Origin of the sequence: Streptomyces sp. NPDC023723, from assembly GCF_040639815.1 — a bacterium.
In the GTDB taxonomy this organism is placed as follows: Bacteria; Actinomycetota; Actinomycetes; order Streptomycetales; family Streptomycetaceae; genus Streptomyces.
In genome coordinates, this window is sequence record NZ_JBFAAP010000025.1 from 70,158 (window position 1) to 87,104 (window position 16,947).

Here is a 16,947-nt window from a genome sequence, read left to right on the forward strand (position 1 = left end):
CCGCAGGTCACGCACCCGCCGCGCACCGCCGCCTCGATTACGCCCGCACACCGCCCCGACGTTCGAAGGGATACGCATGCCGATCCGTCCTGACCTGTTGATCACCGAGGATCGTCTTCCTGAGCAGGTCGATGTCGTCGTCGTGGGCGCCGGCAGTGCCGGTTCAGTGGTCGCGAGCCGACTGTCCCAACGTCCCGGCCGGCGAGTACTGCTGGTCGAAGCAGGATCGGCGCTGCCCACGGAGAAGAGCGCGACGCCCGGTGACGCTTTCGCCGCCCTGAGTCCGGACAATCTCCATGCCGCCACAACGCCGCCGCAGCACGCGCTCGACGGCCGGACGATCACGCTTGCCACCGGCAGCGGCCTCGGTGGCAGCAGTTCCGTGAATCTGCTCGCCTGGTTTCATGGTCACCCGGCGGACTACCGGGGCTGGGCCGGTTCCGGAGCGGCGGGTTGGGACTGGAACGACGTCCAGCCGGTGTTCCGCCGGATCGAGGATCACGCGGGCGGCCCGGACCGCTTCCACGGCGCCGGGGGGCCCATGGTCATCGACGCGCCGCGCGATCTGGAGCCCTCGCACCTGGCCCTCCTCGCGGCCGGAGCGGAGATCGGGCTGCCGGTGACCCGCGACTTCAACGGTGAGCACCGCACCGGCGTGGGAATCGTGCCGGTCAACGTCCGCGACGGAAGGCGCCACGGCGTCGTGGACGGATACCTCAACCCGGCGGCCGGCCGCGACAACCTGCGTGCCGCACTCGGGATTCGCGTGGCTCGGGTACTGATCGAGCGGGGTCGTGCTGTCGGCGTGGTCCTTGGCAGCGGGCAGGTCGTGCGGGCCGAGGAGCGGGTAGTACTCACGGCCGGCGCGCTGCGCACCCCCCAGCTGTTGATGCTCTCCGGCATCGGGCCGGCCCAGCACCTGCGCGAGCACGGCATCGAGGTGGTCTTGGACAGCCCGCGGGTCGGCCAGGGTCTGCAGGACCATCCCATGGTGCCCGCGGTGTGGGCGATCACGTCCGGTCGCACCTACCTGGACGCGCACGACGAAGCCTCGGTGCGGGCCTATCGGCTGTCGCGGCGCGGGCCACTCGCCCACTTCGCCACGGTCGGCGCGATGCTCCCGCTCTCCGAGGACGGTCCGGCACCGAGCGTCCAGGCGCTCTTCTACCTCCTCGGTCTCGACGGGCGCATGCGCCCGCTGGCCCGTCCGGCCGCGACCGCCACGATCTCCCTCCTCACCCCGCACAGCCGGGGGTCGGTTCGGCTGTCCTCGGCCGACATCGCGGACGAGCCGGTCGTCGATCCCAACTACCTCGGCGATCCACGCGACTTGCCCCGGCTGCGTCAAGGCGTGGAACGGATACAGGAGTTGATGCGCGCCCACGCGCTCGACGAAATCGTCGGCGAGCGGCTGTTCCCGCCCCCGGACGCGGCCGGACCCGAGATCGACGACTGGATCCGCGCGAACGTCCAGACCCAGTGGCACCCGACCGGAACGGTGCGTATCGGACGGGACGCGACGCTGCCCGCGGACGAGCGGCTGGCGATCCGTGGCGTCGCCGGGCTCAGCGTGGCCGACGCCTCGGTCATGCCGTCCGTCCCGCGCGGCAACACACAGGCGCCGACCATCATGGTGGCTGAGCGCGCGGCTTCGTTCATCGACGGCTGACGCGCGGGCGTTCGCGAGGTCGGTGTCAGTTCCGCTCGCAGGCAATGTCTTTCGCGGGACGTTCGCCCGTGAGAAGGAACCTGGTCACAATGTCGTTGGCGCACTTGTTGTCCAGGTACTTGTACGCGAGGTGCCCGCCCTGATCGGCTGTCACCATGCGGGCCCGGTCTCCGAGGACCGCACGCATCTCGCGCGCACCCGACAACGGTGTCGCGTTGTCACGCAGGTTCTGGAGCATGAGTACGTTCGAGGGGCCGTTGTCGGTGATCCGGACAGGAGCCTCGACGGGCTCGGACGGCCAGAACGCGCAGGGCGTGATGTCGGCCCCGGCGGCGCCGAACATGGGGAATCGCTTGCGGTCCTCCGCCACGTTCCGCGCGTACGCCGCGATGTCCTCCGGCCAGTCGGAGTCGTTGCAGATGACGTGCATCTGACTGGCCAGGTAGTTGTCCGACGGGATCCCGGAGGAGCCGGCCGTCGGGTCCGCTTCCGCGCCGCCTGACGGCTTCGGGACCGGCTTGCCGGTGTCGAGCGCCTTCCAGATCTCGGCGAGGTTCGCCAGTTCGCTGTCGTAGTAGAAGCTGCTGAACGTCACCTGGCGGAAAGCCTGGCCCGTGTAGCCTTCCGGACTGGGCTTCGCGTCCAGTTCTGCGGCGAGCTCGAAGTACTTCTCCTCAACGGCTTCCGGGGTGTCGCCCAGGCCGTATTTCTCGTTCTGGGCGGCGGCGAACTTCGCGAAGTCCGGGAACCGATTCTGGAAACCCTCGCCGAACTTCCGCACGAACGCTTCGTTCCAGCCGCCGGGCCCCGTCACGCTGTCGATGAAGAAACGGTCGCTTCGCTTCGGGAACAGTGTGGTGTAGACGGAACCCAGGTAGGTGCCGTAGGAGATCCCGTAGTAAGAGATCTTGGACTCGCCGAGCGCTTCGCGGACCCGGTCCATGTCGCGCGCGGTGTTCGCGGTGGTGATGTAGGGCAGGAGGCCGGCGGTCTTGGACTTGGCGCATTTCTCCGCGACGGCTTGCACGCGCTTGGCCTCAGCGGTGACGTCCGTCTCGTCGCGGGCGTACACGGGTATGTTGCTCGGGTGCTCCGTCGGTTCGAGCCCGCAGGTGACCGGCGTGCTGTGGCCTACGCCCCGGGGATCGATGCCGATGACGTCGTAGGTGTCCAGGACGCTCTGGGGGACGCCCAGCTTCTTCAGGGTGGCCGGCATGGTGAGGGTCTGTCCGCCGGGGCCGCCGCTGTTGGTCAGCAGCACACCATGACGCCTGTCGGGATTCCTGCTCGCCAGGCGTGAGATGGCTAAGTCGATCTTCTTTCCTTCGGGTTCCTTGTAATTGAGCGGAACTTCCAGTGTGGTGCACTCGATTCCCGGTGCGGCGACGTCTTTCGGGCACTTGCCCCAATCGAGATGTTCTTCGCCCGCGTCGGCCGACGAGCACCCTGCTGCGGCCAGCGTTGTCACCAGAGCGACAGCGAGTGCGGATGTGAGGCGTTTCTGCATGGTGGTCCTCTCTTTCGGTGTGGAGTCGGACGGGCTTCTCGTGTGGTCGCCTCGACTGAGCGACGTCCGAGAATTCAGGGGCTTACCGTCGGGGGAAGGTGCATGACCTGGTTCAGCCCGCCGTCGACTGTGAGGGTGGCGCCGTTGACGTAGCCGGCTTCCGGGCTCGCCAGAAACGCTACGACGGCGGCGACTTCCTCGGGCGTACCCGTGCGGCGCATGGGGATATGGGCCGAGTACGCGTCGAGAGCGCCGGCGATGTCGGTCATTGCAGCGGTCATGCCGGTGGGATGGATGACGCCGGGGTGCACAATGTTGGAGCGGATACCGTCCGGGCCGTGTTCGATGGCGATGCTGGCGGCCAGGCTTTCCGCGGCGCTTTTGGCCGCACCGTAGGCGGGCTGGCCGTAGTTGTTCCGCAGCGCGTTGGACGAGCCGATGGTGACGATGTTTCCCTTGCTCCGCTTCAGGTACGGCAGAGCGGCCTTGGCCGCGTAGAAGACCGCGCTCGCGTTGACGGCGATCATGTCCTGCCAGGTTGGCGTCTCCAGCCCGGTGATCAGACCGATGTCGCTGGCGCCCGCACAGTTCACGAGGACGTCCAGGCGGCCGAATGCTTCGACCGTCCCGTCGATCAGCTCGATGACGGCCGTCTCGTCCCGGACGTCGGCTGTTCGCGGGACGATCGTGCTGCCCTCGGGCGCCTGCTCGACGGTTCGGCTCAATTTCTCTTCGTTGCGCCCAGCTATCACGGCCGTGGCACCTTCCCCGGCCAGTCGCAGAGCGATCGCGGCCCCTATGCCGGACCCGCCCCCGGTGACCAGGGCGACCCGGCCGGAAAATCGATTGGATCCCACGAATTCCCTTTCCTGCGAGTGTCTGACTCGGGGACCGGCCCGGTCCGCGCCCTGCCGGCTGACCACCCGGCTCGCCGCTCAGCCGCCTCCGGTGAGCTGGTTCGACAGGTAGGTGTCGTGCAGTGCTTCGCGCAGGCCGGGAAGGGCGTCGTCGACACGTGCGGTGAGCGTCGTGAACGCTTCCTTGTGCGCGCGCCGCTCCGCGCGGGTGAAGACGCTGTTCATCTCCACCTCGGCGGCGAAGACCGCGGTGACCGCGTCGCGCAGGGGAAGTTGCGCGGCCCGGTCGGCGCCGCACAGCACGGCATCGCGCAGTTCGTCCCGCAGCGCCACCACTGGACCGGTGTCCGCCAGGGTGACGCGGTCGACGGGAAGCACCCCGAGGCGCTTGTGGCGGCGCACTGTGATCGTCCCGGTCGCGGCGAGTTGGTCGCGGACAGGTTCTTGCGCGGTGTGCGCCTTGTGATGGACGAGTGGCAGCCAGCGCTGCGGCTTGTCCGCGGACACGTCGTTCCAGACGTCGGCCACGAAGGGGTCCGACGGCGGCTGACCGGGAGAACGGACGACCTTGCCGTTCACGGTGGTGAGCTTGCCGTCGAGGATGAGTTCGGCGAGCGCCGCGGCACGCAGCACGGCGCCGCGCCCGTGGTGGTCGGCCAGCTCGAACTTCTCCTTGTCCAGGGAGTAGCAGAGCAGGAAGAGGCGTTGGGCCAAGGTCTGGGTCACGGTTCTCCTCGGGTCAGACACGAGCAGTGCGCTGTTGCTCCGCTTGGGCCTTCAACCGCTTGGCGGACAGGCGGCCGGCCCACAGGACGGTCAGGAAGGCCAGGGCGAGCAGCGGGTAGCCCATCAGGATGCGCATGGCGGCCAGCCAGCCGGTGCGGTCGTCGTCGTAGAGGTACTGCCAGACGATGCTGCGGGCGGCGAAAACGGCCGTCAGGGCAAGCGTGGCGATGTCGTAGGCGCGGCGCGAGGGCTTGTCGCGCAGCCAGGCGGTTCCGGTGCCGTTGAGCGCGCCCCAGACGATGCCGGCCAGCGGGCGGCGCACGAGGAGGGAGACCGCGAAGACCAGGGTGAGCGCGATGTTGCTCCAGATGCCCGTCAGGAAGAAGCCCTTGGCCGAGCCCGTCTTCCACGCGACGAACGAGGCGACCGCGACCCCGAACAGGCCCGAGAGCGCCGGCTGGAGCGACTCCTTGCGGAGCAGACGCGCCACCGAGATCGCCAGGGCGACGCCAACAGCGGTGCAGATGGCGGGAACCAGCCCGAGGGCGGAGTTGGCCAGGACGAAGGCCACGATCGGCAGGGCCATGTAGACCAGGCCCGTCATGCCGCCCATCTGCTCCAGCGGCGTCTGCTTCGGCGGAGGATCCGGCGGGCCGTCGGAGTTGGCGGGCGTGGGATGTTGACTCACTGCATGTCCGCGTTCAGTCATGTGCGATCAACTCACAGGTAGCTGCTCGAATGGGTGGGAAGCCGGTGCACACATAAGCCATTTGGACTGGGCGGCTTATTACCTCGTCTGCTCAGTGGAGCGGTTTCCCACGCCCTAAAGATTCATTCCAAGGTTTGTGCAATGGGCGATTTCGACGTCGGTGGCCGACGGTTCCCCACGTCCCGGCACTCCTGCCTTGCGGCCATGAACGTGCAGGTCATGGACGATTCCGGCTGCTACGTACAGGGCAGCCCCTGCTGATGAGTGCGGTGTTCGTCGTGAAAGAACGCAGTTATTGGCTCACGTTGCCCGCAGGTCATTCGTGCCCGCGTCGGCAATCATCTGCAGGACACCGCTCTTCGCCTTTTAGGTGAGAATCACCGATGCGAAGACCTCGGTTGAGGTGATACCGCATTTACGGAAAATGCTGCCCCATTCCGCCCTATGTGCGTCGAAGTGTCGGAGGACAGGCGAGCAGGCGTCGTGCCGGGCGGGACGAGAGGAGCTGCCGTATTGAGCACGCGCCCGCTGCCTCCGTCCCGTCAGCCGGCCTTCCCGCTGCCCCGCTCCGAGTGCTCCGAGTGCTCCGAGTGCTCCGAGTCGTCGTAGCTCGTCGTCCCCGCGTCCAGGAGCCCGCCCTGCGACGTGCCCGCGGCCTTCGAGAGCCAGCGGAGCGCGTGGTAGCCGGTCAGCACCACGAGCGTGCCGAGGGCGATACCGCTCAGCTCGAAGTTGTCGGTGATCTCCAGCGTCACGCCGCCGATGCCGACGATGACGCCGGCGGCGGCCGGGATCAGATTCAGCGGCTGACTGAAGTCCACCTTGTTGCGCACCCAGATCTGGGCCCCGAGCAGGCCGATCATGCCGTAGAGGATGACGGTGATACCGCCGAGCACGCCGCCCGGGATCGCGGCGACGAACGCGCCGAACTTCGGGCACAGGCCGAACAGCAGGGCGACGAACGCGGCGCACATGTAGGCGGCGGTCGAGTACACGCGCGTGGCGGCCATGACGCCGATGTTCTCGGCGTACGTGGTGGTGGCGGGGCCGCCGGCGACCGTGGAGACCATGGTCGCCGCACCGTCCGCCGCGATGGCGGTGCCGAGCTTGTCGTCGAGGGGATCGCCGGTCATCTCACCGACCGCCTTGACGTGGCCGGCGTTCTCGGCGACCAACGCGATCAGCACCGGCAGGGCCACGACGATCGCCGACGCGCTGAACGAGGGCGCGTGCGTGTCGGGGAAGCCGACCCAGGCGGCTTCCTTGACCGACGTCAGGTCCAGGCGCCAGTGGTCCACCACCTTGCCGCTGCCGTCGATGGAGTGGATCTTGCCCAGGGCGAGGTCGAGAATCCAGGAGAGCACATACCCGAAGACCAGGCCGAGGAAGATGGCGATACGGGACCAGAAGCCACGGAGGACGACCAGGGCGAGGCCCGTGAAGAGCATCGTGGCAAGGGCCGTCCACTGGTCCTGCGGCCAGTATGTTCCCGCGGTCACCGGGGCCAGGTTGAAGCCGATCAGCATGACGACGGCGCCCGTCACCGTCGGCGGCAGCACCGCGTGGATGACCTTGGCGCCCAGCCGCTGGACCACGAGACCGACCACGGCCAGCGCGAGTCCCACGACGAACAGGGCGCCGGTGAGCTCGGCCGGTCCACCGCCCTGGCTGCCGATGACGGCGGCGACGCCGACGAAGGAGAGCGACGAGCCCAGATAGCTGGGGACCCGCCCACGCGTGAGGACGAGGAACAACAGGGTCGCGACACCCGAGGCCATCAGGCCGAGACTCGGGTCGAGGCCCATGAGCACCGGGGCGACGAAACAGGCGCCGATCATCGAGACGACGTGCTGCGCTCCCAGCCCGATCGTCCGGGTCCAGGTGAGCCGCTCGTCCGGCCGGACGACTTCACCTGGTCCCAGGGTCTTGCCGTCTCCATGCAGCTTCCATCCGAAACCGGACATTCGTCATTCTCCGTTCTGTACTTACCGAACGGAAAAGTACAAGATGAGCGGCCAATCGTTCACATCGACCCAAGGGCGGCGCCGCTCCGATCACTGTCCGTGTGACCTGGCACTCTCTTCGCGGCTGCTCGGGCCACGCCCGAGATCGTACGCGGGTTCGTGGGGACGGTCACCGTGCCAAGTCGTAGGCGTAGGACGGGGAGAAGGTGCCCGGTGCGCCCTTGCAGCCGTCCGACTCCCCGGGCAGCTTGACCCACAGGTAGGCGTCGATCCGGGCCGCGCCGGTCCGCAGCGTCGGCGCGGCCCCGATCCGGCGCCCGGCCGGGTCGCACCACGCGCCGTCGGCCGGGGCGCCGTTGCCGTTGCGGCTGGTGTCGACGACGGCGCCGAGGCCGGCCGGCCCGCCGAGGGCGTCGAGCACCGCGCGGTCGTAGGCGGTCTCGTCGGCGGTGCTGTGGAAGTTGGCGACGTTGCTGAAGATCCCGTCGGAGGAGGCGGCCGAGGCGGCGCCCGCCCGCTTCAGCCACCCGGCCTGTTTGCCGGGCGCGTGCCAGCCGGAGTGACCGGCGTCGTAGTAGACCCGGGCCTTCGGGTTCGCCGCCTTGAGGACCCGGCCGGCCCGGGCGAGGGCGGCGAAGCGGTCGGCGCGCTCCCGGTCGGACAGGCAGTCGGCCTGGGCGACCGAGTCGGGTTCCAGGACGACGACGACCTCGGCCGAGCCCAGCCCGGCGGCGAAGCGATCGATCCAGTCGGCGTAGGCGGCCAGGTCCGGTGCCCCGCCCTCGGAGTGGCCGCCGCAGTCGCGGTCGGGTATCGCGTACGGCACCAGGACCGGGACCCGGTCCTGGGCGGCGCCGCCCGAGGTGACGGCGCGGACCCGGGCGGTGATGGTGTCCGGCGTGAAGTCGGCGAACCAGACGGCGGCGGGGCGGCCGGCGATCCGGTCGGCGATGACCGCGCGGCGCGGGTCGCCGGGGTGGGCGGCCACCCAGTCGATGACCTGCGAGTCGGGGTGGCGGTAGAGCCGGGCGGCCGGGTCGGCGGAGCGCGGTGTCCCGGCGGTCGTCGGCGGCGCGGGCGACGGGCTCGGCTCCGGCGTGGCCGACCCGGACGGGGAGCGGGAGAGAGACGGTGCGGGCGAGGACGGCGCCGCGGTGCCGGGCGCCGGCCGCAGCGACCGGGTGACCGGCGGCCGGGCCACGTCCGTACGACCGCCGCCGGCACCGCCGTCGCCGCCCGCCGCGGACAGCGCGGACAACGTGCCGGTGACCGTGCCGGCCGCGGTCACGACGGCGGCCACGGCGACCATCAGGCCGCGCCGGGCAGCCCGGCGGCGCGCGGCCCGGCGCGCGGCGAGCCGCCGGGTACGAAGGCCGGACACGATACGGATCCCCTCCCCACGCGGCGAGCACGTTCCCCCGTTGTGGGGAAGCTACGGGCCCGCCGGTCCTGCCGTCCCCCTGAAGCTGCGACTCTGCCCCCATGGCGCACCGTCGACACGTCACCACGGCCACCGGCTCGGTGGACACCGTCCTGTCCCGGATGCGCGCCCTTGACGCGACGCTGCCCGCCGGCGACGGGATCGCGATCTTCAACCGGGTCTATCTGACCGTCACCGAGGCCGTCGACCGGGACATCGACGGCGGCCGCTTCCCGGACGCCCGGGCCGCGAGCACGCTGGACGTACGGTTCGCCGAGCGCTACCTCGGCGCGGTCGACGCGGTGGCGGACGCGCGACGGCCGCCCGCCTGCTGGCGGCCCCTGTTCCAGTTCCGCCGGCATCCCCAGGTACGTCCGCCGCAGTTCGCGCTGGCCGGTGTCAACGCGCACATCGGCCACGATCTGGCGCTCGCCGTCGTGGACACCTGTCGTACGCTCGGCTGCGCACCCGGTGACCTGGAGGACGAGTTCGACCGCGTGGGCGAGATCCTCGGGTCGCTGGAGGAGCGGGTCCGCGAAGAACTGATGCCGGGTCCCGATCTGCTCCGGATCGCCGACCCGCTGACCCATCTGCTCGGCTCCTGGAGCCTGGAGCGGGCCCGGGACGCCGCCTGGGTCGCGGCCCGCACCCTGTGGGCACTGCGCCGGCTGCCGGACATGGCCGGCGAGTTCGCCGCCCGGCTGGACGAGGCGGTCGGTCTCGCGGGCCGCATGCTGCTCACGCCGCTGCCCGGCTGACTCCCGTCCCGCGCGGAATTCCCTTACCCCCGGCGCGTGTTGACTCTTCGGTCACATCGACGGCGAAGGAGCACAGGTATGGCGATCCCGCTCGGACTCGGTCTCCCGCAGATGCGTCAGTACGACATCGGCACGGACGTCCCGGAGGTGGCCCGCGCCGCCGAACGGACCGGATACACCAGCCTGTGGGTCTTCGAACGCGCCCTGGTTCCCGAACCCGCCACCCAGGGGCTGTACGGCATCGACGGCCTGCCCTGGCCGGACGAGTACCGCTCGGTGGCCGAACCGCTGGTCACGCTGGCGCTGGCCGCCGCGGCCACCGAGCGGGCCCGGCTCGGCACCAGTGTGCTGATCGCCCCGCTGCACATACCGTTCCAGCTCGCCAAGTCCCTCGCCACGCTGGACGCGGCGAGCGGCGGCCGGGTGGTGGCGGGCTTCGGCACCGGCTGGTCCCACGACGAGTACGCGGCGGCGTCGGTACGGCCGTTCGCCGAGCGCGGCCGGGCGCTGGACGAGCTGATCGCCGTGTGCCGCGCGGTGTGGGGCCCGGACCCGGTGACGTACCAGGGCGACTTCACGAAGCTCGCGCCGGCCGTGGTCGGCCCCAAGCCCGCGCGCCCGATTCCGATTCTGCTGGCGGCGGGCAACGCGCGCGCCCGGCGCCGGCTGGTCGACCACGCCGACGGCTGGCTGCCGGTGGGCGTGGGCGTCGAGGCGGTGTCGGAGCAGTGGCGGCAACTGCGCGACCTGGCCGCCGAGCGCGGCCGCGCCGAACCGCTCCGGGCCACGCTGCGGGCCAACGCCCGGTACCGGCCGAGGACGTACGACGGCTCCGACCGGCGTCCCTTCCAGGGCAGCGTCGACCAGATCGTCGCGGATCTGGCCGCGCACGCCGTGATCGGCCTGGACGAGATCATGCTCGACCTCCAGGCGGGCCTGCGCGACGCCGAGGAACTGAAGGACGTCGCCGCGGAGGTGTACGAGAAGGCCCGGGCGGCGGGGATCTAGTCCGCCCCGCCGTTAGGGCCTGTCGTTTGGATCACGCCGCAGCCGCGGGGCCTGGCACGCGCTCCCCCACTGCCTGAACGGCGTGGGGGGACCCCCAGCCGCGTTGTCGTCGGTTGTCAACTCCCCCACGCTCGGCTTCGCTCGCGCGGGGGGGGGACCCCATCGCGTTGCCGCCCTCCTCCGCCTTGCAGCTGCACGCACCAGGCCCCGCTCACCGGCATGGACAAGTTCCGCCGATGCCCTGCGTCCTGATCCAAACGACAGGCCCTAGTCCTCCGGCAGCTCCACGGGAGCGATGGCGTCGTACACGTCACCGGGCCCGGGGTTGCCGGGGTCGGTCGCCCCGCCGAAGTGGCGCATCACGCCCCAGACCGCGTTCAGCGCGGTCTGCACGGCGCCCTCGGCCCAGCCCGCCGTCCAGGAGATGTCGTCACCGGCCAGGAAGATGCCGCGTTTGCCGGCGGGCAGCCGGTCCTGCATGAAGTGGGTGAACAGGCGCCGCTGGTAGCGGTAGTGGCCGGGCAGGTTGGCCTTGAACGCGCCCATGAAGTACGGCTCGTTCTCCCAGGAGACGGTCACCGGGTCGCCGATGACGTGCCCCCGGATGTCCACCCCGGGATAGATCTCGCCGAGCGACTTCAGCATGACCTCCATCCGCTCGTGCGCGGACAGCGGCAGCCACTTCAGGCTGTCGTCGCACCAGGTGTAGGAGAGGCAGATGACGGCGGGCCGGCCGGGACCGTCGTCCAGCAGGTAGGTGCCGCGCGTCATGCGGTCGGTGAGGGTCATCGACATGACGTCCCGCCCGGTGTCCGGGTCCTTGTCCCGCCAGAACGGCCGGTCCACCGGCACGAACAGCTTGCTGGACTCCATGTAGTGGGTGCGCTCGATGGCGGTCCAGTGGTCGATGGGGAACAGCGCGTCGTCGCAGGCGATCTTCGAGAGCAGCATCCAGGACTGGGCGGTGCAGACGGCCGCCGGGTAGCTGCGGATGTCGCCGTCCGCGTCGGTCACGGTGATCCGGTTGCCCGCGGTGCGGTGCAGCCGGGTCACCGCCGGGCGGGGTGCGCCGTGCTCGTGCAGGCTCGCCAGCGAGGTGCCGTACGGCCAGTGCACGGTCTTCTCGGGCGCCCGCTCCCACAGCCGCAGCGGCAGTTGCTGGGAGCCGCCGACGATGCCGCGGTGGTGGTCGTCGGCCTCGGTGTAGACGACGCGGAGGATCTCCAGCATGGAGTTGGGGAAGTCGGTGTCCCAGCCGCCGGTGCCGAAGCCGACCTGGCCGAAGATCTCCCGGTGCCGGAAGGATTTGAACGCCTCGGAGTCGCAGAGGAAGCCGTAGAACGTCTGGTTGTCGAGCTTCTCCACCAGCCGCGCCCAGATCTCCCGGACGCGCGGCACGTCCCGCTCGCGCAGGGCGCGGTTCATGGCGGCGAAGTCGGCGCCCTCCTCCAGGCAGCGGGCCCAGGCTGCGGCGACGTCGCGGTAGACCTGGGGCAGGTCGGCCGGGGTCTCGGCGTAGTGGGTCTCGCCCTTGAGGTCGACGACGGTGGAGGGGGTGGCCTCGGCCAGCGGGTTGGGGAAGGGCCGGGTCTCCAGACCGACCAGGTCGATGTAGTGCTTGAGCGCGGTGGAGGAGGGCGGGAAGCGCATCGCGCCCATCTCGGCGGTCAGCCCCTCGGTGCCCGCGCCCTCGAAGCCGACGGTGCGCAGCCGTCCGCCGATCCGGTCGGCCTCGTACACGACCGGTCTCAGGCCCATCTTCATCAGCTCGTAGGCGGTGACGAGGCCGGCGAGCCCGCCGCCGATGACGGCGACCTCGGTGCCGTGCTCGGTGGCGGGTATCTGGCCGAGCCCGGCCGGGTGGCCGAGGAAGTCGTCGTAGGCGTACGGGAAGTCCGGGCCGAACATGGTGATCGCCGGCCGCTCTGCGGCGGCGTGCGCTACGGCGTTGGACACCGTGGACGTCATGGGGTGCGGCTCCTTGGGCGAAAGGTGTTCAGACGAGGGAGCCGTACAGGCCGGGCCGGCGGTCGGCCAGGTACGGGTTGGCCGCGCGGGAGGCGGTGAGGAGGGCCGGGTCCGCGTCGGCCAGGACGAGTTCCTCGGCGCGTCCGGCGCGGGCCCGGGCGACGCCGTCCGGCCCGGCCAGGACGGACAGCCCGACGAACTCGAACCCGCCCTCCGTGCCGACCCGGTTGACGTAGGCCACGTACATCTGGTTCTCGAAGGCCCGAACCGGCACGACGGCCTCGGCGACGAACTGGAACGGGTGCGGCTGCGCGGTCGGGACCAGGAGCAGGTCGGTGCCGGCCAGCGCGTGGGCCCGGACGTTCTCCGGGAACTCGACGTCGTAGCAGATCAGCAGGCCGACGGTGAGACCGTGCAGCTCGGCCTGGACGACGGGGCGGTCGCCCGGGGTGAAGTGGTCGCGTTCGTAGCGGCCGTAGAGGTGGGTCTTGCGGTATCCGGCGAGCCGGGTGCCGTCGGCGGCGACGAGCTGGACGGAGTTGTGGACGCGGTCGCCGTCCAGCTCGGGGTAGCCGTAGGCGACGGCGAGGCCGTGCCGGGTCGCCGTCTCGGCGATCGCGTCGGCCGCGTCGCCGTCGGCGGGCTCGGCCAGCCGGGCCAGGCCGGCGCCGATGGCGTACCCGGTCAGGAACAGCTCCGGCGTCACCAGCAGCCCGGCGCCCGCGGCGGCGGCCCGGCCCGCGGCCGCGTCGAGGACGTCGAGGTTGGCGGCGACGGAGCCGGGGCGGCCGGAGCTCTGGAGCAGGGCGGTGCGCATGGGTGTTCCTCACCGGGGTCGCGGGGGGTCGGTCAGACGCTACGGGCGGTGACCCGGGGCGACAAGCGACGGCCGTTGCGCGCCGACCCGCCGTTCGTTGCGTTCTTCGGGCGGCCGGCGGCGATTCGTTGCGTACGGGCGCGGCGGGTGTCCTCCCCGGTCATCCCCTCCGGGCCACCGCCACAGCCGTGCCGACGTACACCAGGGCGAACAGCGCGAACACCGTGCCGTGCGCGGCGTGCGAGGCGACCGCCGCGTACCCGGCGTACACCAGGACCGTGGCCAGCCCGGTGCCCAGGCTCGCGACCGAGGTGAGGGTGGCCCGGCCGGCGTCCTCGATACGGTGCTGGAGCCGGACGTCGGCCAGTACGGTCGCCAGTTGGAAACCGCCGAAGGCGACGGCCACCAGGACCAGAGCGGCCGGGGTGCCGGCCCCGGCGCCGGCCGCCAGGGCGACCGCGGAGCCCACGAGCAGCCAGGCCAGTCCCCGGTCGCCGAGGCGTTCGGCCGGTCCGGCCGCCAGGCTGCCGGCCGTGGCCCCGGTCCAGATCAGCAGGAGCAGCAGCGGAACCTCCGCGTCCGGCACTCCCGTCTCGCGCACCAGCAGCGGGGTGTACTCGTCGAGCGCGCCCCACACCGCGCCGACCGCCGGGACCAGCAGCAGGGCCCGGCGCAGCGACCGTCCGGCGCGCACCGCGGCGAGCCCGGCGCGCAGGGTCGCGGCCCAGCCGGTGCCGCCGCCCGACGGTGTCCGGTGCTCCGGGAAGCGGGTCGCGACCGCCGCGGTGAGCAGACAGACCAGGACGCTGGCGGCGCCGACGGCCGGGTAGCCGCCGTATCCGAAGACCGGCCCGGCGCCGCCCATCGCCGCCATCACGGCCAGCAGTCCCGCCGCCCGGGCCCGGCCCATCAGGCGGGCGTACCGGTCGGCCGCGCCGAGCCGGACCAGTTCCTCGTAGACCAGGGCCTCCAGCGCGCCGGAGCCGAGCGCGCCGCGGATGCCCCACAGCACGAAGCCGGCCGCGAAGGCCGGGTACGAGGGGAGCAGCACCCACAGCGCGAAGCCCACCGAGGTGAGCAGCGGTCCGAGCCACAGCAGCAGTCGGCGGGAGACCGCGTCGGCCCAGGCGCCGGACGGCACCTCCAGCAGCACCCCGGTCAGCGACCACAGGGCGAAGAGCGAGGACGTCTGCCAGATCGACAGACCGGTGTCGGCGAACAGCAGCGCGTACACCGGGTACAGCAGCACGAAGTCGTCGAGGAACGCGTAGCCGTACAGCGTGGCAGCGAGCCGCCGGAGGCCGGCGGCGGGCGCCCGCGAGGGTGAGAGAGTCATGGGGCCTTCCCGAAAGGACTGATCGGACGCCGGTGGTACGGCGGCCGAGGCGGTCCTCGGGAGGCACGACGGGTGGATCAATGTCGCCAGGTCATGGCAGCGATGGTAGTCGCGGCGGGCCGGCGGGGCCGGGGATTTTTCCCGGCCCCGGCTGCGGTGGGACACCGCCGGTTCGCGCCCTCGCCCTCGCTTTCACCCTCTGCGTCGAGGCGGACGGCGGCTGCCCGCGGCCGGCCGCCGGCCCCGGCGCGGGCGGGCTCAGGCGGGCGCGGCCGACGAGAAGCGCCGCAGCAGCGGGGAGAGCACCAGGACGGACTTGGTGCGCTCGACGAACGGCTCCCCGGCGATCCGTTCCAGGACCTGCTCGAAGTGCCGCATGTCGGCGGCGAGGACCTGGGCGACGGCGTCCGCGTCCCCGGTGACGGTGGAGGCGGCGACGACTTCCGGGTAGCGCTCCAGCCCTCGCCGGATGGTCTCCGGCGAGGTGTTGCGGCGGCAGTGGATCTCGACGAAACCCTCGGTCCGCCAGCCGAGCGCCGCCGGGTCGACCCGGACGGTGAACCCGGTGATGGCGCCGGTGGCGCGCAGCCGGTCCACCCGCCGTTTCACCGCGGGCGCGGACAGGCCGACCAGTTGCCCGATGTCCGCGTAGGAGCGGCGGGCGTCCTCGGCGAGGGCGTGCACGATGCGTTCGTCGAGATCGTTCAGCATGGGACCGCGTACCCGACCGCTCAGCTCCAGCTGGCGTGCAGCGGCTTGCCCTCGGCGTAGCCGGCCGCGCTCTGGATGCCGACGACGGCCCGCTCGGCGAACTCCTCCAGGGAGTCGGCCCCGGCGTAGGTGCAGGAGGAGCGGACGCCGGCGATGATCGAGTCGATGAGGTCCTCGACGCCGGGACGGGCCGGGTCGAGGAACATCCGGGAGGTGGAGATGCCCTCTTCGAACAGCCCCTTGCGGGCCCGGTCGTACGCCGACTCCTCCGAGGTGCGGTTGCGCACCGCGCGGGCCGAGGCCATGCCGAAGGACTCCTTGTAGGCCCGGCCGCCCGCGTCGTGCTGGAGGTCGCCCGGGGACTCGTACGTCCCGGCGAACCAGGAGCCGATCATCACGTTGGACGCGCCGGCCGCGAGCGCCATCGCCACGTCCCGGGGGTGCCGGACACCGCCGTCGGCCCACACGTGCTTGCCGTACTTCTTCGCCTCGGCGGCGCACTCCAGTACCGCGGAGAACTGCGGCCGGCCGACGCCGGTCATCATGCGGGTGGTGCACATGGCGCCGGGTCCGACACCGACCTTGATGATGTCCGCGCCGGCCTCGATCAGGTCGCGCACGCCCTCGGCGGAGACGATGTTGCCCGCGACGATCGGCACCCGGGGAGCCAGGTCGCGGACCAGCTTGACGGCGCTGATCATCGACTCCTGGTGGCCGTGCGCGGTGTCGATGACGAGGGTGTCCACGCCCGCGTCGAGCAGCTGCTTGGCCTTGCCCGCCACGTCGCCGTTGATGCCGACGGCGGCGGCGACGCGCAGCTTGCCGGCCGCGTCGACGGCCGGGGTGTAGAGCGTGGCGCGCAGCGCGCCCTTGCGGGTGAGGATGCCGGCCAGCCGGCCGTCCTGGCCGACGGCGGGGGCGAAGCGCCGGTTGGCGGCGTCCAGGGTGTTGAACGCCTCGCGCGGGTCCAGGTCCGCGTCCACCAGCAGCAGGTCCTTGGACATGACCTCTTCGAGCTGGGTGAAGCGGTCCACGCCGCTCAGGTCGCTGTCGGTGACCACACCGACCGGCCGGCCCGCCTCGTCCACGACCACGCCGGCGTTGTGCGCGCGCTTGGGCAGCAGGGAGAGCGCGTCGGCGACGGTCTGGTGCGGGGCCAGCACGATCGGGGTGTCCAGCACGTGGTGGCGGCTCTTGACCCAGCGCACGACGTCGGTGACGACCTCGATCGGGATGTCCTGCGGGATGACCACGAGGCCGCCGCGCCGGGCCACCGTCTCGGCCATGCGGCGCCCGGCGATGGCGGTCATGTTGGCGACGACCAGCGGGATGGTGGTGCCCGTGCCGTCCGGGGAGCGGAGGTCCACGCCCTGCCGCGAGCCCACGGCAGAGCGGCTCGGCACCATGAAGACGTCGTCGTACGTCAGGTCGTACGAGGGCTGGATGTCGTTGAGGAAACGCACGTGCTGCACATCCCAGTCGATCAGAGGTGGCCCC

At 71.4% G+C, this 16,947-nt stretch carries 14 protein-coding genes; 3 read left to right on the forward strand and 11 right to left on the reverse strand.

Annotation, left to right across the window (positions count from 1 at the left end; translation table 11 throughout):
* Positions 1-76: 76 nt before the first annotated feature.
* The gene (locus AB0G32_RS24340; protein WP_361166949.1) at positions 77-1,669 is read left to right on the forward strand and encodes a GMC family oxidoreductase N-terminal domain-containing protein; all 1,593 of its coding nucleotides are present in this window, start codon (positions 77-79) and stop codon (positions 1,667-1,669) included.
* A gap of 25 nt (positions 1,670-1,694) precedes the next feature.
* On the opposite strand, the gene AB0G32_RS24345 is transcribed toward AB0G32_RS24340, so the two are convergent.
* The 6 genes from AB0G32_RS24345 to AB0G32_RS24370 form a co-directional block, all read right to left on the reverse strand.
* Positions 1,695-3,176 carry an alpha/beta hydrolase gene (locus AB0G32_RS24345; protein WP_361166952.1) on the reverse strand — a complete coding sequence of 494 codons (1,482 nt, stop codon included), beginning with the start codon at positions 3,174-3,176 and terminating at the stop codon, positions 1,695-1,697.
* A gap of 74 nt (positions 3,177-3,250) precedes the next feature.
* Positions 3,251-4,033 carry an SDR family NAD(P)-dependent oxidoreductase gene (locus tag AB0G32_RS24350; protein WP_361166955.1) on the reverse strand — a complete coding sequence of 261 codons (783 nt, stop codon included), beginning with the start codon at positions 4,031-4,033 and terminating at the stop codon, positions 3,251-3,253.
* Between the two features lie 78 nt (positions 4,034-4,111).
* Complete coding sequence (locus AB0G32_RS24355; protein WP_361166958.1) at positions 4,112-4,759, reverse strand: GPP34 family phosphoprotein; 648 nt, start codon at positions 4,757-4,759, stop codon at positions 4,112-4,114.
* A gap of 13 nt (positions 4,760-4,772) precedes the next feature.
* On the reverse strand, positions 4,773-5,447 hold the full coding sequence (locus AB0G32_RS24360) for a DUF3159 domain-containing protein (RefSeq protein ID WP_361166961.1): 675 nt from the start codon (positions 5,445-5,447) through the stop codon (positions 4,773-4,775).
* Between the two features lie 563 nt (positions 5,448-6,010).
* Positions 6,011-7,432, reverse strand: coding sequence for a solute carrier family 23 protein (locus AB0G32_RS24365; RefSeq protein ID WP_361166964.1), 1,422 nt, complete (start codon positions 7,430-7,432; stop codon positions 6,011-6,013).
* A gap of 169 nt (positions 7,433-7,601) precedes the next feature.
* The gene (locus AB0G32_RS24370) at positions 7,602-8,741 is read right to left on the reverse strand and encodes a glycoside hydrolase family 6 protein (protein ID WP_361167055.1); all 1,140 of its coding nucleotides are present in this window, start codon (positions 8,739-8,741) and stop codon (positions 7,602-7,604) included.
* Between the two features lie 173 nt (positions 8,742-8,914).
* On the opposite strand from AB0G32_RS24370, the gene AB0G32_RS24375 reads away from it, so the two are divergent.
* A complete protein-coding gene (locus AB0G32_RS24375) occupies positions 8,915-9,610 on the forward strand; it encodes a DUF5995 family protein (protein WP_361166967.1) in 696 nt (231 codons plus the stop codon).
* A 78-nt stretch (positions 9,611-9,688) separates the two neighbouring features.
* The gene (locus AB0G32_RS24380) at positions 9,689-10,618 is read left to right on the forward strand and encodes a TIGR03619 family F420-dependent LLM class oxidoreductase (RefSeq protein ID WP_361166970.1); all 930 of its coding nucleotides are present in this window, start codon (positions 9,689-9,691) and stop codon (positions 10,616-10,618) included.
* 267 nt (positions 10,619-10,885) lie between these two features.
* Here AB0G32_RS24380 and AB0G32_RS24385 read toward each other — a convergent pair whose 3' ends face one another.
* The 5 genes from AB0G32_RS24385 to AB0G32_RS24405 form a co-directional block, all read right to left on the reverse strand.
* On the reverse strand, positions 10,886-12,586 hold the full coding sequence (locus tag AB0G32_RS24385; protein WP_361166973.1) for an FAD-dependent oxidoreductase: 1,701 nt from the start codon (positions 12,584-12,586) through the stop codon (positions 10,886-10,888).
* Positions 12,587-12,614: 28 nt separating this feature from the next.
* A complete protein-coding gene (locus AB0G32_RS24390) occupies positions 12,615-13,403 on the reverse strand; it encodes a carbon-nitrogen hydrolase family protein (RefSeq protein WP_361166976.1) in 789 nt (262 codons plus the stop codon).
* A gap of 160 nt (positions 13,404-13,563) precedes the next feature.
* Positions 13,564-14,739 carry an MFS transporter gene (locus AB0G32_RS24395; RefSeq protein WP_361166979.1) on the reverse strand — a complete coding sequence of 392 codons (1,176 nt, stop codon included), beginning with the start codon at positions 14,737-14,739 and terminating at the stop codon, positions 13,564-13,566.
* A 258-nt stretch (positions 14,740-14,997) separates the two neighbouring features.
* On the reverse strand, positions 14,998-15,450 hold the full coding sequence (locus tag AB0G32_RS24400) for an Lrp/AsnC family transcriptional regulator (protein WP_361166982.1): 453 nt from the start codon (positions 15,448-15,450) through the stop codon (positions 14,998-15,000).
* 20 nt (positions 15,451-15,470) lie between these two features.
* On the reverse strand, positions 15,471-16,913 hold the full coding sequence (locus AB0G32_RS24405; RefSeq protein WP_361167058.1) for a GuaB1 family IMP dehydrogenase-related protein: 1,443 nt from the start codon (positions 16,911-16,913) through the stop codon (positions 15,471-15,473).
* Between the last annotated feature and the right edge of the window lie 34 nt (positions 16,914-16,947).

Bases quoted from the DNA above. Each gene is read 5' to 3' on its own strand.
- AB0G32_RS24400 (WP_361166982.1), bottom strand. From the start codon at position 15,450: ATGCTGAACGATCTCGACGAACGCATCGTGCACGCCCTCGCCGAGGAC.
- AB0G32_RS24365 (WP_361166964.1), bottom strand. From the start codon at position 7,432: ATGTCCGGTTTCGGATGGAAGCTGCATGGAGACGGCAAGACCCTGGGA.
- AB0G32_RS24340 (WP_361166949.1), top strand. From the start codon at position 77: ATGCCGATCCGTCCTGACCTGTTGATCACCGAGGATCGTCTTCCTGAG.
- AB0G32_RS24345 (WP_361166952.1), bottom strand. From the start codon at position 3,176: ATGCAGAAACGCCTCACATCCGCACTCGCTGTCGCTCTGGTGACAACG.
- AB0G32_RS24370 (WP_361167055.1), bottom strand. From the start codon at position 8,741: ATGGTCGCCGTGGCCGCCGTCGTGACCGCGGCCGGCACGGTCACCGGC.
- AB0G32_RS24390 (WP_361166976.1), bottom strand. From the start codon at position 13,403: ATGCGCACCGCCCTGCTCCAGAGCTCCGGCCGCCCCGGCTCCGTCGCC.
- AB0G32_RS24375 (WP_361166967.1), top strand. From the start codon at position 8,915: ATGGCGCACCGTCGACACGTCACCACGGCCACCGGCTCGGTGGACACC.
- AB0G32_RS24380 (WP_361166970.1), top strand. From the start codon at position 9,689: ATGGCGATCCCGCTCGGACTCGGTCTCCCGCAGATGCGTCAGTACGAC.
- AB0G32_RS24395 (WP_361166979.1), bottom strand. From the start codon at position 14,739: ATGACTCTCTCACCCTCGCGGGCGCCCGCCGCCGGCCTCCGGCGGCTC.
- AB0G32_RS24385 (WP_361166973.1), bottom strand. From the start codon at position 12,586: ATGACGTCCACGGTGTCCAACGCCGTAGCGCACGCCGCCGCAGAGCGG.